This is a genomic window from Furfurilactobacillus cerevisiae (assembly GCF_048961765.1).
Classification (GTDB): domain Bacteria; phylum Bacillota; class Bacilli; order Lactobacillales; family Lactobacillaceae; genus Furfurilactobacillus; species Furfurilactobacillus milii_A.
Window position 1 is genome coordinate 217,843 of record NZ_CP185253.1, and the last position, 17,090, is coordinate 234,932.

General features: G+C 46.7%; 11 protein-coding genes. 7 read left to right on the forward strand and 4 right to left on the reverse strand.

Annotation, left to right across the window (positions count from 1 at the left end; genetic code table 11):
• Positions 1–65: 65 nt before the first annotated feature.
• Positions 66–914, forward strand: coding sequence for an aldo/keto reductase (locus ABUE36_RS00985; protein WP_178941801.1), 849 nt, complete (start codon positions 66–68; stop codon positions 912–914).
• A 447-nt stretch (positions 915–1,361) separates the two neighbouring features.
• On the opposite strand, the gene ABUE36_RS00990 is transcribed toward ABUE36_RS00985, so the two are convergent.
• The 3 genes from ABUE36_RS00990 to ABUE36_RS01000 all read right to left on the reverse strand — a co-directional run bounded on the left by ABUE36_RS00990 (position 1,362) and on the right by ABUE36_RS01000 (position 4,313).
• A complete protein-coding gene (locus ABUE36_RS00990; RefSeq protein ID WP_161002492.1) occupies positions 1,362–2,003 on the reverse strand; it encodes an NAD(P)H-binding protein in 642 nt (213 codons plus the stop codon).
• 82 nt (positions 2,004–2,085) lie between these two features.
• A complete protein-coding gene (locus tag ABUE36_RS00995; RefSeq protein ID WP_161002493.1) occupies positions 2,086–3,480 on the reverse strand; it encodes a DHA2 family efflux MFS transporter permease subunit in 1,395 nt (464 codons plus the stop codon).
• A 101-nt stretch (positions 3,481–3,581) separates the two neighbouring features.
• A complete protein-coding gene (locus ABUE36_RS01000) occupies positions 3,582–4,313 on the reverse strand; it encodes a YoaK family protein (protein ID WP_421017004.1) in 732 nt (243 codons plus the stop codon).
• 263 nt (positions 4,314–4,576) lie between these two features.
• Here ABUE36_RS01000 and ABUE36_RS01005 point away from each other — a divergent pair, with 263 nt between their 5' ends.
• The 5 genes from ABUE36_RS01005 (at position 4,577) to ABUE36_RS01025 (ending at position 13,960) form a co-directional block, all read left to right on the forward strand.
• Positions 4,577–8,353 carry a MucBP domain-containing protein gene (locus tag ABUE36_RS01005; protein WP_178941803.1) on the forward strand — a complete coding sequence of 1,259 codons (3,777 nt, stop codon included), beginning with the start codon at positions 4,577–4,579 and terminating at the stop codon, positions 8,351–8,353.
• 154 nt (positions 8,354–8,507) lie between these two features.
• A complete protein-coding gene (locus ABUE36_RS01010) occupies positions 8,508–9,857 on the forward strand; it encodes an amino acid permease (RefSeq protein WP_421017005.1) in 1,350 nt (449 codons plus the stop codon).
• 242 nt (positions 9,858–10,099) lie between these two features.
• Entirely contained in the window at positions 10,100–12,727 is a 2,628-nt protein-coding gene (locus tag ABUE36_RS01015; protein ID WP_161002497.1) for a cation-translocating P-type ATPase, read from the forward strand.
• A gap of 113 nt (positions 12,728–12,840) precedes the next feature.
• Positions 12,841–13,377, forward strand: a complete 537-nt coding sequence (locus ABUE36_RS01020; protein ID WP_178941806.1) for a phenolic acid decarboxylase — start codon at positions 12,841–12,843, stop codon at positions 13,375–13,377.
• A 43-nt stretch (positions 13,378–13,420) separates the two neighbouring features.
• Positions 13,421–13,960, forward strand: coding sequence for a PadR family transcriptional regulator (locus ABUE36_RS01025; RefSeq protein WP_161002499.1), 540 nt, complete (start codon positions 13,421–13,423; stop codon positions 13,958–13,960).
• A gap of 174 nt (positions 13,961–14,134) precedes the next feature.
• Here the strand turns inward: ABUE36_RS01025 and ABUE36_RS01030 are convergent, their stop codons facing one another.
• Positions 14,135–15,256 (reverse strand): TMEM175 family protein, encoded by a 1,122-nt coding sequence (locus ABUE36_RS01030; protein WP_421017006.1) that lies wholly within the window; start codon positions 15,254–15,256, stop codon positions 14,135–14,137.
• Between the two features lie 145 nt (positions 15,257–15,401).
• Between ABUE36_RS01030 and ABUE36_RS01035 the strand changes: the two genes are divergently transcribed.
• Positions 15,402–16,796 (forward strand): FAD-binding oxidoreductase, encoded by a 1,395-nt coding sequence (locus ABUE36_RS01035; RefSeq protein ID WP_421017007.1) that lies wholly within the window; start codon positions 15,402–15,404, stop codon positions 16,794–16,796.
• Positions 16,797–17,090: the final 294 nt, after the last annotated feature.

Below are 17,090 nucleotides of genomic sequence, written 5' to 3' on the forward strand. Positions count from 1 at the left end.
GTGGAAAGCGCTAGTATATAGTCACGGTAGTTGTTAACTGCCTTTTATTAAATGGAGGTATGAAAATGGCAACAGTTACAGATACTTATAAGTTAAGTAACGGCATTGAGATCCCTAAAATCGGCTTTGGCACATGGCAGATTCCTGCTGGTGACGTTGCCTACAATTCTGTCGCAAACGCCCTTAAGGTTGGCTATCGGCACATTGATACAGCGAAGGCATACGCAAACGAAGCGAGTGTTGGCCAAGCCATCCGCGATTCAGGCATCGATCGCAAGGACATTTTTGTCACATCAAAATTGCCCGGCGAGACGAAGACATACGACGGTACATTGGCGGATTTTGATGCAACATTTAAAGCTTTAGATATCGATTATTTAGATTTGTACCTGGTTCACGCACCGTGGCCATGGTCACAAATTGGCACTAACCACGATAAAGAAAATGTTGATGTTTGGCGCGCCATGCAGGAAATCTACAAGAGTGGTCGAGTAAAGGCCATTGGTGTTTCAAACTTCAATGTACACGACTTACAAAACGTGATGCAGGATGCTGAAATTGCGCCGATGGTCGACCAAATTCAGTACTACGTTGGTTTCACGGAGCCAAAGATTGTCGACTTTGCTAAGAAAAATAATATTTTGGTTGAAGCCTACTCACCATTAGCAACTGGTGGTTTGCTGAACAACGAGGATGTGGCCGCAATGGCTAAAAAGTACGGCGTTAGCGTCGCCCAACTAGCTTTACGGTTCTGCATCCAAAACGGCTTGCTACCGTTACCTAAAGCTACGAGTGCCGCTCACATTGAGGCGAATAAAGAACTCGACTTTACGATTCAAGATGAGGACATGGACAAGTTGAACAACATGCCTGATACTGCGCCATCACATTTTCACAATGCAACACAAGGTTAGGTTGAAACCTTGTTAACTAGTTAAATAAAAGGGTCGCTGCGCAAACAATTTATGTTTGTACAGCGGCTCTTTTTCGTGTCTGGCGTCTGCCGCTCCGTCAAATTGAGACGGACCGTTCCATGGGACCGGCCTCAGCCTCCTGAAAAGCGTAGTCTTCTGCCTCGCTTCAAAGCCGAAGCCCACGTCTTTGAAGCGTCCAGCAATTCTAAGCGGCAAATTGCACCGCTAAGTATTGCATTCACGGAACTATGTCTCAATTTGACTGCGCTAACTTTAGGGGAACCAGTTTTTGGGCTGATAAAGAACGGATATGTGCGCTCGTTAAATGATATAAGGATGAATTTTGCATATTTATGTGGAACTCGATTTATCATCGTTGCCACTATTTAAATTCACTCTGTTATTGCGATGCTCTTTATTCAAGCACTGTCAAAAAAAGTCTAAACATCAGTAGCCGGCCGGTGAATCTGCCTCAGTGTTTGGCTGGAAGACAGCAATGCTGGCACGGTTATCACGGGTGGGATCGGTGATTAGCTTGATGACATAATCGCTGACGCTGGCGCGCGAAACAATGGTGTTTGTAACTGTAGTGCCACTGGCTGAGGTGTCATAGTCAATGGTTGTGTCATTGGTCATCCAGGCACAACGGATCAACGTATAATTCAAAGTTGAATTTTTGATCACGTCAGCCGCACGAACGGATACGGACATTAAGTCACCGACGGCCTGGTTTTCCCATTCTTTAAACACACCGGTTAGTTCGTTCTCGATACCGATGCCAGTAATCCATAGTAATCTCGAGACGTGAGCTTTTTCCATAGCAGCAGTGATGACTTGTGCCTGCTGCTCATGTTCCGTGTCACCGCCAAGGGTTTCAAAGACAATGTCTTGATTAACCATGGCCCGATTTACCGCAACGGCGTCAGTTGCATCGCCCTCGATAACCGCTTCACGAGCAGGATCAGTAACTGTCAGGCGTGATGCGTTTCTTAAGAACAAGGTTAAGTGGGCATCCGTCTCGTTTAGCAAACGTTCGGTGATCTGGCGGCCGATCGTGCCGTTAGCCCCTAAAATTAAAACATTTTGCATCGTTAATACCTCCCAAACTCAGTTATTTCAACTAAGTGCCGTCAGTATAGAGCCTTCGAGTAACTGTAACGCAAATGAATGTCTAAAGTTTTTTGTGATTTAGCCGCAGACCGTGAACCAATACAAAGAAGTTAATCAACAAGAGTACCGCCAGCACAATAAAACCACGATGCGTGCCTAACTGAGTGCGGAATGTAAAGGAGTGGGCGCTACCAGCCTGTGTCAGCGCGACTACCGCAGACACAATCGCCGTTCCGACAGCCCCGGCGAACTGCTGAACGGTGTTGTAAATAGCGTTACCATCACTTTGTTGCTGGTCTGACAGTGATTTCAGACCGGTTGTCATGATGTTGCCGAATGCTAGGCCGGTGCCAAACATATAGAGCAGATACCAACTTAAAATGATGCCTGGAGTCAGAGAGCTTGTACCAAACATCATGCCGCCCAACGCGACTAACTGACAGAAAGCGCCTGTCAAAATCGGCCGTGTTGGACCGAAATGGTCGAGAATTGTGCCACCTAGGGGCGCAAACAACGCACCCAGCGCAGCCCCAGGCAGGACGACCAATCCAGCAATTAAGGCACTTTTACCGTTTACGAGTTGCAGGAAGTTTGGCAGGAGAAAGGATAATCCCAGCGCACTGATTTGAACGAGGAAGAATGCCAAGAGGTACCAACTGAAAACGGGTTGACTAAAAACCGTCAACTTAATCAGTGGCTGGTCAATGCGTTTGGAACGCCAAATGAACGCTGCGAGGGCCAAACAACCAATGACGATACCTAAAATAACAGGCCACGGTTGGGTCGTCACGTGGGCCATATTGCTGAGACCAAGGATAAAGCTGATGAAGGTTAGCGCGACTAGTCCCCAACTGAGAACGTCAAAATGGACCTTTTCTGTTTTATTGACTTGCTGAATGGTCAGTAACCCGGTAATCAGCGAGAGTAGCAATAACGGGACGAGAAACATAAAAATGTCCCGCCAGTTGAGGTTGCTGACAATCAGGCCGCCGTATGTCGGTCCTAATGCGGGCGCAACTGCAGTGACTAGGGTACCAATACCCATAAGCAGCCCAATTTTGTCCATTGGTGCCTGCTCTAAAATGATGTTAAACATCAACGGCAGTGCAATCCCAGTTGCAACACCCTGAATGAGGCGTCCTAGAAGAAGTACGCCAAATGTCGGGGCAAACGTATCGACGAGCAGGCCAGCAATAAACAGCAAGTTGGCCGTTAAAAAGAGTGTCCGCGTTTTGAATCGTCGTTTGAGGAAGGACGAAATCGGGACAAACGTCGCAACAATGAGCAGGTAGCCAGTGGTTAACCACTGAACGGTTCCCGTACTGATGTGAAATTGCCGCATCAATACGGGAAAAGTAATATTCATGGCCGTCTCGACAACCACACCGGCAAATGACATTAGACCAGTGGCGAAAATGGCAAGGATCAAGCGACTATTGAGCGTTCGTTGTTGCAAAAAAAGACCTCCTTAAGGTGCAATTAAACGTTACTTCGTTTATATCACAGTCCCGGAAGGTCTCGCTAGAACGAATTTATAAAACCTTTTATGGCAAGCAATTAATCACTGAAATGAATGTTCTTTTGATGAAGTGCAACGGAGTAGCCAACGATGATCAATAGGATGCCAACCGCAGCAAACCAAATCGCGTGAACGTTGAAGGAAAGTTGCAAGAGTGCAGAGATGATGGCACCTGCCGCAAACGCAACCACCAACTCTAGGTAAAGCAGCGCGCTTATCAGTTGGCTACGGTTATGATGAAAATGAAACTCACCGATCGCAATCATGGTCATCTTAAGGTTACCGGTGGAATAAACGCTGTTGTAGCCGTGACCTTCAATGGCATTAAAGGCCGTCGTTTGCATGGCCATGACCATTGCTAACGGTGGTACCGCAAAAATGTTAGACACGCTCCGTGGTTCGAACCCAATGATGATACAAACCATCATTTCGAGTAAGAGGGTGGGGATGCGCCAATAGTGTGTGTTGTGGCGATGCTTAAATAAACTGACAGCCAGTACGCCCAGTGAGAAAAAGAGGATGGCTGCTACCTTTGTCATGAAGCTAGGCAGATTTCGTTTGGCAACGTCGACACTCAGAAAAATGATGTTACCAGTCTGCATGGCCGCCAATGAGCCACCGCGCTGTTCAAATGTATAAGCATCGATAAAACCACCGACCATTGTGAGAGCTACGGCAAGCCGGCGAAGCTGGTAAATCTGGGGAACACCGTCTTTATCTAGGGGTATAATAAACTTCTTTCCGATTTCGTATAAGGAATAGTTTAGCACAACCGCATAAGATTAAAATTCAATGATAAAACGTGAACTAAAATGCAAAAAAATTAATTGTTAATTATTTGAACAGCTTGAGGCACTTAATCCATATGTGAGTAATGATTGACGGGGTGTATTGTTCAAAACTTAATTGTGGGAGTATCTCAAAATGTTGCAATATCAGCATTTTTCACGAGTCACATCAATTGTTGGTAAAACTAATTATTCTTATGATTACGATAAGAACTGTAGCAAAAGCAATAGATGGAGGCGACGAAATGATGATGGAAATTGGTACGCATTCAAAATGGGTGGCCAAGATGGCTCATGGTTTTTCTGCCACACTGATTATGTTTGGAACACTTGGTGGACTAGCATGGAGCCCACCAGCGTCCGCAAAGGCGGAAACGAAGACAAAGCAACAAACTGAGCGTAACGAAGGGACAATCAATGTTTCTGCAAAGGACTTCTTGGAGCGATTTAATCTGAATGGGTCAGCGAAATATAAGTATGATGAGGCAAGTGATACGGGAATTGTAACCCTTACTGAAAACGAACTTGAACAGGCTGGTAATTTTACGTTAAAAGATCGGATCGATCTTGATAAGAGCTTTGAACTGACTGGTTCGGTTAACCTCGGTAGTGATCCAAAGACTACAGGAGCTGACGGTATTGGGTTTGCCTTCCACCCTGGCGATACGAATGCGGTGGGATATCGTGGCGCCAACATGGGAATCGGTGGATTGCAAAATGCCATTGGTTTTCAGCTAGATACTTTCCATAATAGCTATTCAGCCCCAGATCCCAATGGAAAATACCCCAATTATCAGTTAGGGTGGGAAGCCGATCCAAACGTCAATCCATATGGGGCGTTTGTTACAACGGATGGTGAAAAGGGCTGGGCCACGATTGACACAGATACGGTGCAGAAGTTTGATGGTTCAAAGAATATCGATGGTAAATTTAGACCTTTCAAAATTTCTTATGATGGAAAAACACGTTTGTTAACGGTTCAGTATGATGCTGCTGAAGGCGCAAAGTATTGGACATACACGATTCCTAAGGGCGAGCAGTATCAACAGATGGCGATGGCCGTCAGCGCTTCCACTGGGGGTTCGAAAAACAAACACCAGTATAAATTTGATAATTTTAAGTATGAGTCTTGGTCTGGTATTAACGTACGATATGTTCGTGAAGATAAGGATGGTTATCATGACATCGCCGATCCTGAAAGCATGTCAGGGCCAGATGGACAAGAGTACCAAACAGAACAAAAAGACATTGCTGGTTACAAATTTAAAGAAATGGGTAAAGACAGTTTGCCCGCTAGCGGAACGTACAGCGGTACTGGTGGCACGGTCATTTACGTTTATGAATCGACTCAGTCGGACTCGGCTGGTGTTAAAGTGATTCACAAAACGGAAGATGGCAAAATTCTGAAAACTGAAAATGCCACGTACGGAGAGGATTCGAGTGGTAAGCCTTTGCCACCAATTGTTGGTAATCAATATTTTACGCAGCAGGGCACATTTGACGGGTATGTCTTCGTTAAAGTAGATGAAAGCGGCTGGGCGCCAACAGGTTTCTTGGAGAAAGACGAGGGTATCGTGACTTATATTTATCGCGATAAGAATGCGCCAGAACCCGCGATGCCAGTCACGGTTAACCACGTTGATAAGAGCACAGGCAATTTATTGAAAGAAGGATTGGCGACATTTCCAGATGGCTTGTTTGTCGGTCAACGATATACATCGGAAATTGGTGAGTTTCCTGGTTTCAAGTATGTTGGCATCGACGAAAATGGATTGAAGCCTACAGGAATTCTGGACAACAAAGGTGGCGCTGTGACCTATTACTATGAGCCAGAACCAGAGCCTGCTGGAGAAGTGAAGGTTCACTACCAAACTGAAGATGGTAAATTGTTAGGTAGTGCGGATGCCCATTATCCAGACGGTCAACATGTCGGCAAACAATACACAACGAAGCAAAAAGAGTTTGATGGCTATGAATTCGTGAAAGTGGACGAAGAAAAGGGCCTAGCAGCAACTGGTACATTGACCGCTGACGGTGGTGACGTTTACTACGTTTACAAGGCAGTAGAGCCAGATCCCGAACCCGCTGGAGAAGTGAAGGTACACTACCAAACAGAAGAAGGCAAGACGTTAGGTAGTGCGGATGCCCATTATCCAGACGGTCAACATGTCGGAAAGCAGTACACAACGAAGCAAAAAGAGTTTGATGAGTACGAATTCGTGAAAGTGGATGAAGAAAAGGGTTTGGCGGCTACTGGTACATTAACAGCCGACGATGGTGACGTTTACTACATCTACAAGGCAGTGGATCCTGAGCCAGAACCTGCCGGCAAAGTTACCGTTCATTATCAAACGGAAGATGGTCAGTCATTAGGTAGTGCAATGGCCGGTTACCCGGATGGTCAACATGTCGGTAAACAGTACACGACCGAGAAACGTGATTTTGATGGGTACGAATTCGTGAAAGTCGATGAGGAAAAAGGCTTAGCGGCTACTGGTACATTGACAGCCAATGACGGAGATGTTTACTACATCTACAAAGCCACCGAAACGCCTGATCCCGATCCCGAACCTGCTGGTAAAGTGATGGTTCGTTATGTCACCGATGATGCTGAACCTAAGGAGTTAAAGGATTCCGAAGAGGCCAAGTATTTAGATGAACAGGTTGTTGGTGGGCGTTACCAAACGACTAAGTATACGTTTGAGGGATACAGTTTCAAAGAGGTGTCCAGCGATGGCCTGCCGGAAAGTGGTTACTTGACCGTTGAGGGTGGCACAGTGACGTATGTTTATTCGAAAGAAGATGACCCAGCAAAATGTGGGCGGGTTCACGTGACTCATCAGACGGTTGATGGCGAGAAACTGGATAGTCACGAAGCAGATTATCCAAATGGTCAGGCAGTTGGTGAACGGTATGAAACCAGTCCACGTGATTTTCGGCCACTGACCTACCTGTTTACGACGGAGGACAGTGACCCTGCGACGGGTACGTTAGAAGAAGCGGACAAACAGGTAACGTTCGTTTATGGCGACGCTGATGACAACTTGCCAAATGTGAAGGTTGAATATAAAACGGAAGATGGCGAGTTGCTCGGCAGTGCCGTAGCAACATATCCAGAGGGTCAAGAAGTGGGTAAACCGTATCAAACAGTCCAACGGGGCTTTGACGGATATAGCTTTGTTAGGATAGATGCCGCTGGTCTAGCCGCTAATGGAGACATTCCAGAAGGCGGTGGCACGGTAACTTATCTTTATCGGGCTAATCCAACAGATCCAACACCGGGTGAACCGGACCCTGATCCAGATCCAACAGATCCAGAGCCATCACCCGTACCAGATCCTAAGCCAGATCCGGAACCGACACCGGAACCATCCGATCCGACAGAACCGTCAAATCCAGGAGATGAATCCAGTTCCGGTAGTTCGGAATCAGGCAACAGTAGTTCTAACACGGATAGTTCTGATGCTGAATCAAACGGTAACGACGTCAACAACGGTTCTAACATTGGCGGTGGAAACGGCAATGCCAGTAACTCTGATAGTTCGAGTGTAGCTGGCAATGGATCAGGGACAACAACTTCAAATTCTTCATCGTCAGCAGGTAATCAGAATGCTGACACTGGAAAAGAAAATTCAAATAATCAGCAACAAGCAACGACCGGTAACACAAACACTGATAACCAGTTAACTAACGGTCAATCACAAAACTATCCAGTAACCGATGTGCTGGGTGAAGTTCAACAATCGGGGCTGGTGAGTGAAGAATCAAGTACTGAACAGGCAACGTCTTCTGTTGAAGAAGCGACTGCCACAAATGATTCAGGTCAAGCACTAGCGGGTAATCAACCGGCAATGGCACAGATTGATCCCGGCGAACCAGCAACTAAATCATCAGCTAAAAAGGATTCAGGTGGTTTACCATTCGTGGGTCAACGTACAGAAGCGCTAGTTACTATTGGCGTTCTCGCATTGCTAGTAACGTTTACAGGATTCTACATGTTTAAAAAACGGTTTAAAAAGTAATCTCCGAGCTTAACTGAAAGTACTGACTGTAATTGGTGTACCAAGTGACAATTACGGTCAGTGCTTTTTGATAGGTTGCGTCTGAAAACGAGTTAGCGTAGAGTAAATTGCATCTCTTTTTACAAAAAAATGAACGGATAAGAAAGGAAACCTCATGGCACAAACACCGCCCAAACAACTTGCTCGTAAGCTAACACATCGTCACATTCAAATGATTGCGTTGGGCGGCACGATTGGTACTGGCCTATTCTTGGGCTCTGGTAGCGCGATTCACCAAGCTGGACCGGCCATCATTTTAGCCTATGCCATAGGTGGCTTCTTTTGTTATTTAATGATGCGTGCTCTGGGTGAGTTATTGCTGTCTGATTTCAAGAAAACCTCTTTTTTAGACTTTATTCAAACGTATTTGGGCAAACGCGCAGGTTTTGTCATTGGCTGGATTTACTGGTTGTGTTGGCTGAGTCTGGCCATGGCCGATTTAACGGCAACTGGTATTTACTTAAAGTACTGGTGGCCGGGCTTGCCCCAGTGGCTACCGCCACTGATAATTATTGGCCTTCTCGTTTTGATCAACCTGATGTCCGTCGGTGCGTTTGGTGAGCTAGAATACTGGTTTGCGATGATTAAGGTGGTCACCATTGTGGCATTAATTGCCGTTGGGGTCATTTTGCTAGCAACACAAGTAAACGTTAATGGGCACACGGCTAATTTAGCGCGATTGTGGCAGCATGGTGGTTTCTTCGCCACTGGCTGGTCGGGCTTCTTGACTTCATTTACACTGGTCATTTTTGCCTTTACTGGGATTGAAATGCTGGGGCTGACTGCAGGCGAAACAGCCAATCCACAGACAGAATTGCCGCGTGCTATCAACAGCCTGCCGATTCGGATGATTCTGTTTTACGTTGGCGCGTTGTTTGCGATGATGATCATCTATCCATGGCAACAGTTGCCAGTTCACAGCAGTCCATTTGTACAAGTATTTAACGGCCTAGGAATTAAAGCGGCCGCTGGTGTGATTAACTTTGTGGTATTGACTGCGGCTCTATCTGCGGCCAACAGCGCCCTGTTTAGTACGAGTCGGACGTTATTTGTCCTGGCCAATATGGGTGGTGCACCGAAACGACTCAAAAAGGTTAACCGGTTTAACGTACCTAGACCAGCGATGCTCGTTTCTGCCTTCATTCTATTGCTGACCGTACTGTTAAACTACTTACTGCCAGGAACCGTCTTTACGTTAGTGGCCAGTATGTCGACGATTAACTTTATCGTTGTATGGATGGCACTGATTGTGTGCCATCTACGTTATCGCCGACAAACGAAGCAGCCAAGTCAATTATTTGCGATGCCGCTGTTTCCTATCAGTGATTGGATAACGTTGGTCTTTTTTGGTCTCGTCATCGTTGGACTGTTTTTCGATTCTCAGCGTTGGTGGATGGTGTTCGGTGCCGGCGCTATCATACTGGTGTTGACGCTAATCAGCCGGGTTGTCGTGAAAGAATCCTGATTATCATTGAGTTTTAGTTTATAAATTAATGTGAGACATGATTGTGACTCAGTTTGATACCGTTGTAGTGGTGGGAACCGCCAAACGGCAATCAACGAGTCGCAATTTTTTTATGGCTTTCATAGGCGTTAACTTTGCGAGGGTTCATAGGCGTTTGTTAAAATTATTGCAACGAGTCGTGCATGACAGCGGTTATGTAGCGATCGATTCCACCGAAGTTAGACTGAGAAAGGACTGAGGCGATGAACCAGATTGCACACGCTAAAGAAGAACGGCGTGACTTTATCCATCAGGGATTAAGCGCCAAAGAAGTTAAGGACCGTCAAGCACTTGACGGTAAGAATGAATTGCAGGAACAAAAACCACCGAGTATTTGGCGGAAGCTACTTCAACAGTTAACGGAAATTACAGCCATTATTTTGCTGGTTGCCGTTGGGATATCCACCTATATGGCAATTGCGCTCGATGGCGGTTGGACTAAGCCGATCGTTATCGGAGCGATCGTCATCTTAAACGTTGCGATTGGGCTATATCAAGAGCAAAGCGCAGAAAAGGCGTTGGCAGCATTGAAACAAATGAGTGTGCCGACTGCTAAGGTGCGTCGCGATGGTACCGTCCAGGAGATTGCGGCAGCTGACATTGTCGTTGGCGACGTGGTGCTTCTCAACGCCGGTGACCGGGTACCAGCTGACGGTTTGCTGGAAAGTGTAACCGCACTAGCTGTGGATGAGGCCATTTTAACGGGTGAAAGCGAAGCGGTTGAAAAGTCACTGACCGGTAACGGTAAGGATGTCGAATCAATCGGTGATCAAGTTAACCGGGTATTTGCCGGGACGTCGGTTACTCGCGGATCAGGGACGATGATTGTCACGGCCATTGGGATGGCGACGGAGCTCGGTGAAATTGCTGGTTTATTGAATAAGACCAAACTAAAGCAGACGTTGTTGCAAAAACGGTTGTCACGTTTAGCGCTAACCCTAACTGGTGTTGCCATTGCTGGTGGGGTGCTGATCTTTATGCTCAGCATGACACAGCAGCTGGGCAGCGTTGCTGACAATTTGATGATGGGTGTCTCACTAGCTGTAGCGGCAGTTCCGGAAACGTTGCCAGTGATTGTGACCATCAGTTTGGCGGTCGGTGTCCAGAAAATGGCCAAACGACATGCGATTATCCGTCAAATCAGTGCCGTTGAAACAATCGGGAGCATTGATGTGATTGCTTCAGATAAGACGGGGACCTTAACCCAGAATCAGATGACAATTACGCGACTGTGGGTGCCTGGTGAGCAACCGGCCGACATTAGCAGAAATGGTGAACTCGATGTCTCTGCAACTCGACTATTACGTTATTTTGGTCTGGCTACGAATGCCACTATCGTCACCACGGATGATGGCGAACAGACCACTGGCGATGCGACCGAACTGGCTATCGTTCGATTAATGCAACAACACGGTTTGTCGAGAAATAAATTTGAACAAGAAGCGCCACGTGTGGCAGAACGGCCGTTTTCATCGGATGTGAAGTCTATGGCAACGCTCCATGAACTGGCGGAAGGTAAGTTTCTACTGATTGTCAAAGGGGCTGTAGATCGTTTACCGGTTAAACTTTCCCAAACAGAACGCCAACGTTTGGACGACGTACATGATGCGTTTGCACATGACGCACTGCGGGTGCTGGCCGTTGGATACCGTGTCTTTGACAGTGATCCAGGGCGTGACTGGGAGAAGTTAGAAGGAGACCTAACCTTTGCAGGGATTATTGGTCTGATTGACCCACCACGACCTGAAGCCGCACCAGCCGTTCAACAAGCACGTGAGGCAGGCATCAAGCCAGTGATGATCACGGGTGACCACAAGGAGACTGCCAGAGCGATTGCCGAGCAAATTGGGATTTACCGCGATGGTGACCTAGCCGTTTCTGGCCGTGAGTTGAATGCTTGGAGTGATGAAGAACTAGCTGACAAGGTTGAACAGGTCAGCGTGTTTGCCCGGGTGTCACCTGAAGACAAAATTCGGATTGTTAACGCTTGGCAGAGTCATGGCAAAATCGTGGCAATGACCGGTGATGGGGTCAACGATGCGCCCGCATTAAAGGCTGCAGATGTTGGTGTGGCAATGGGTATCACAGGAACCGAAGTAGCGAAAGGCGCCGCCGATGTCATCCTGACTGATGATAACTTTGCTACGATTATTGACGCCGTTGATTCTGGACGGACGATTTACCAAAACATCCTTAAGGCTGTCGAATTTTTGGTCGGCGTTAACTTCGCCCAAATCTTCTTAATGATCGGTAGCGTGTTAATGGGTTGGGGTGCGCCGCTGATTGCAGAACAATTGCTACTCATTAACGTGCTGGCCGACGGGATTCCTGGTTTCTACCTGGCCCGCGAACCAGGTGAAAGATCAGCGATGAAGCGCCCACCGATTCCAAATGAGCAGAGTATTTTCGCGAACGGCCTTGGCAAACGAATGGCGTGGCGGGCCGGTATCTACACGGTACTTACGCTAGGCATTTACGCATTGGGCCGCTTTGGCTTAACAGATAACAAAGCCGTCGTTGGTTCCACAATGTTGTTTCTTGTCTTGGCACTGGGGTCAATGATTGATATTTACCCAATCAAACGGCGTGAACCGATGACATGGGCATCAATTAGAGCGAACCACTCACTCAACCTCGCATTGGGCATTGCAGCCGCAATCATCATTTTGATTGCACTTATTCCAGCGTTGCAAGGGGCGTTTGGATTGACGAGCTTAACACCCGTACAATGGCTGATCAGTCTTGTCGCTGCACTTGTGCCAACCGCGATCCTAGAAGGATTAAAGCGGCTGGATTGGCGCAAACGTTCAGACGCAGTGGTCACAGAATAGCCATAGAAACTCACTAATTTTATGATTAGTGAGTTTTTTGTTGACTTTGTGTCGATAACGACATAATATGATCAATGTCGTTACCGACAATAATAAAAAAGAGGCAATTAATTATGACAAAAAAGTTTGTAACACTAGATGATTTCTTGGGCACTCACTTTATTTACACGTACGACAATGGCTGGGAGTACGAATGGTACGCTAAAAACGACCACACCGTTGATTATCGGATTCATGGCGGAATGGTTGCAGGCCGTTGGGTAAAGGATCAGCAGGCTGACATCGTGATGTTAGTGCCAGGCGTTTACAAAGTCACCTGGACGGAGCCAACCGGGACTGATGTGGCGTTGGACTTTATGCCAAATGATAATAAAATGCACGGGACGATTTTCTTCCCTAAGTGGGTTGAGGAACATCCAGAAATCACGGTGACCTTCCAAAATGAGCACATTGATTTGATGGAAGAATCACGTGAAAAGTACGAAACGTATCCTAAGTTAGTGGTGCCAGAATTTGCGTCCATCACATATGTAGGCGAAGCAGGTCAAAACAACGAATCTGTTATCAATGAAGCACCATACGATGGGATGACTGATGATATTCGCGAAGGTCGCTACTTTGACGACAACTACCAGCGCATTCGCAAGTAGTTTATAATAGTTTCAAACAAACGATAGATTGTGAGTGTGCGTTATGCCGAAACCAAGAATTTTGCCAAACGTTATTTTGGGGTTATTAGATAATCATCCCAATATGTCTGGCCGTGACATCGAAAATGAATTTCAAACAGAAATTGGCGAATTCTGGCAGGCCTCGCATAGTCAAATTTACCCAGAATTAAAACGGATGTTGACTGATGGCTGGATCAAAATCGCCACTGAGTACGTGGATGAGGATGCCAAGGTTATTCGCTACGAGATTACAGCAGATGGTCACGACCACCTGTTGGATTGGTTGCACGAACCAATTACAGCCGAAAATGATGCGTTGAGTTCATTGAAGCTCTACTTTATTCATGATCGTCACAGTCCAACATTGGCGAAAATATTGCGGACGCAGGTAGAACTGCACACGAAAAAATTGAGCCATTTGCGACAACGACAACAACAACTTTTTTCCAAGGATGCTCAGATTGATCAACAATATGGTCACTTTTTGATTTTGACCCGCGCCATTGAACGAGAAGAAAACAATGTTGATTGGTTACAACGAACACTAGCTGGGTTGAAGTAACTAACTGGGGACTGAATCAAGGCTGATTGTTAGAAACTAGATAAGCATGTAGATAACGAAACAGACTTTATGGGGAATGTTGGTCCTCATAAAGGCTGTTTGTTTTGTTTGAAATCGTCTATGACAAGTACTTGGTTTTATAACTGGCTAGTAACGCGGTCGCCCAGAATACCTCTATTTCTGCTTACGAGCCTGTCGTTGAGCTTGTTTTTGAGCCTGCTTGCGTGCTTGCTGTGTTTGACGCTGCAAACGTGGATCCTTTTGACGCTGTTCTTTAAACCAAGATTCCCATTGTTGTTTTTGAATTTGGGTTAACCGACCGCCTTGCCGAAGTTGGTCCTGCAATTGGGGATCATCGCTTTGGTCTAGCCACTGTTGCCAGTAGTTGCGACGACGGGAATTTGAACGCGGTGTTTTCGGTGCACGGGGTGAAGGCGACGGTTTAACATTGGTTGCCTTGGCCTGTGCAGACGTTGCGGCAGGTGTTCGGACGGGCGCTTGTGTTGAAACAGGCTGGTCGATTAGGCTATCAGCGTCAGCATCGTCGACCGGTGTTTGCAAAGCTACGTCAGCGTTGTCGACTGCTACGGGATTCTCTGCGTTTGCTTTTAGCATGGCTGTGATTTTTTCTTGCTGTTCTCGGAAGGCTTTGCGGTCAGCCGTGGAGAAATCAAGGAAGTCTTTGCGCTGATCCGGCGTTAATTGCTCAACGTCGTACATTTCCTGACGATCACTGCTACTGCTCAGAAAATTCCAGATTGGGTAGGCGAGGAAGAAAATGATGGCCCATGTGGGTTTGAAGTAGGCGAGGATGATGGCCGCAATGCTGATGGCCATTTGGATCCGGTTATTAAAGCCGAATATTTTGATGTAGACCTGCGCCATGTCCGACTTGTTGGTGTATTCAAAATGAATGATCGACTGGGTGAGAAAACGGAAAAGGACGCTGACAACTGCGGATAAGAGGCCGTAAGCCATCACGGTTACTCGGGTCGTATTAGTGGCCATCATGCTGGTGAACAGTGGCATCAATGACAATGCCGCGAGAAACACAAAGTCCATAATCAGAATGCGATAGGTCATCGAATTAATTTCGTCAAACGCCGTGGCGTGCGAGTACCACATGTTAGCGACGTAGAAGAAACTGATAAAGTAGATGCCAATTTCCTTTGCTAATGATAAATAGGCGGACGGCGAATCTGTTACGACGCCGTGCAAATCAAGTACCATGATGGTGATAATAATGGCGATGATGGCATCACTGAATGCATCAAGTCGCACTTTAAGCTTATCCATAACTGCTCCTCGATAAGAATAGTTTAGTTTGATTGTACACGTTTATGCTGTTCACAAATCGATAAACACAAATGTTTGCCATTTGAGATGAAGAAATTTATGGTAATCGTGTAAGTAACTAACAATTTGTAAGGAAGCGACTTAGATGGCAGTATTCAGTGCATATTCACAAGATGAAATCTTAGATGCTTTAAAGCAAGCAACGCCACACGCTGACGTGTACACGGACGCAGATAGTTTGGCCAAACACAAGAACGATCCTAATGGCATTGGTGATGCAGATGGTGACTTGTTAGCCTACGTTGAGGTGGGCGATACGGATGATGTGAAGGATGTTTTGAGCGTAGCCCGCCGCTTTCATATTCCAGTCGTTCCGCAAACGACGGCGACGAGCACGGTTTCCGGCTCTGATGCAGAGGTCGGTGCCATCATGTTATCAACGATTCGCATGAATAAAATTTTGGACATCAGCCGTGAGGATTCAGTGGCAGTTGTCCAACCAGGCGTGATCAACCAAACGTTGAACGATGAAGCCAATAAAGTTGGTATGTTTTATGCACCCGACCCTGGTTCACGGCCGATTTCTGCAATTGGTGGTAATGCTTCAACCAACGCCGGTGGGATGAGCACTGTTAAATATGGTGCCACTCGTGATTCTGTTTTGGGTTTGAAGGTTGTCTTAGCTGACGGCCGTGAACTCAAGTTAGGCGGGCGGACGTTTAAACAGGCGTTTGGCTATGACCTGACGCACCTATTCGTTGGTTCGGAAGGCACGCTAGGGATCATTACTGAAATCACAGTGAAGTTATTCCCAATTCCGCTTGGTCACGCGGTGATGGGGTTGGCTTTCTTCGATAACATGACCAAACTGTCAGAGGCAGTAACGGAAGTGCGGGCATCTGGTGTCTATCCGGCAATGTTGGAAGCTTTGGATGCTAATACTGTTGCGGCTTTGGATAAGTATGAGGGTACGCATTACGCTGACAATAGTGGTGCGATGCTGATCCTTCGTTTGGACGTCGGTGGTGATGAAGCGTTAAAGGTTACTGAAAAAGTGTTGAACGATCATGGCGCACAACACATTCACGTGACTTCCGACGATGCCGAGATGAAGGCCATCGAAAAGTTGCGACAAGACATGTTACCAGCGGTCTTTGCCGGACACAATCACGTTATGGAAGATATGGCCGTGCCAATGTCTAAGTTGGCACCAATGATGGATTACGTCAGCGAAGTAGCCGATCAACTTCACGTGCAAATCTTTACCGCCGGCCATGCTGGTGATGGTAACGTTCACCCAAGTATCGTTTGGCCTAAGGAGCAAACGGAGGTGCCGGAGAATGTTATCAAGGCACTGCAATTGATGTTTCGCAAAGCCTTGGCACTCGGTGGGACGATTTCTGGTGAACACGCGGTTGGTATGTTGAAGAACCAGTGGGTCAACGAAGAACTCGGCGATGATGTTGACATGGTTCAACACCAAATCAAGTCGTTGCTTGATCCGATGGGGATTCTGAACCCGAAACGGAAAATCAATTAGGCACACAATTGCTACACCTTTGATGCGACTATAGAAAACGACCTACACAGGTAATGTTCCAAACCTCGTGCAGGTCGTTTTTTTGATTTTGATGTTGCTTGCGGTTGTCAACAGTGACACACTCGCCGTGGGACCGGTTCAAGCCTCTTGAGAACCAGAGTCTTTCACCTCGCCGTGAAGCCTCCAAAACCGAGTCTTCACGACCGTCCGTAACCTAAATTCGGAAAACCACCGAATTAACGTTACCTTCACGGCTCGGTATCACTGTTGACGCCCTTCAGCTAGAATAACTGC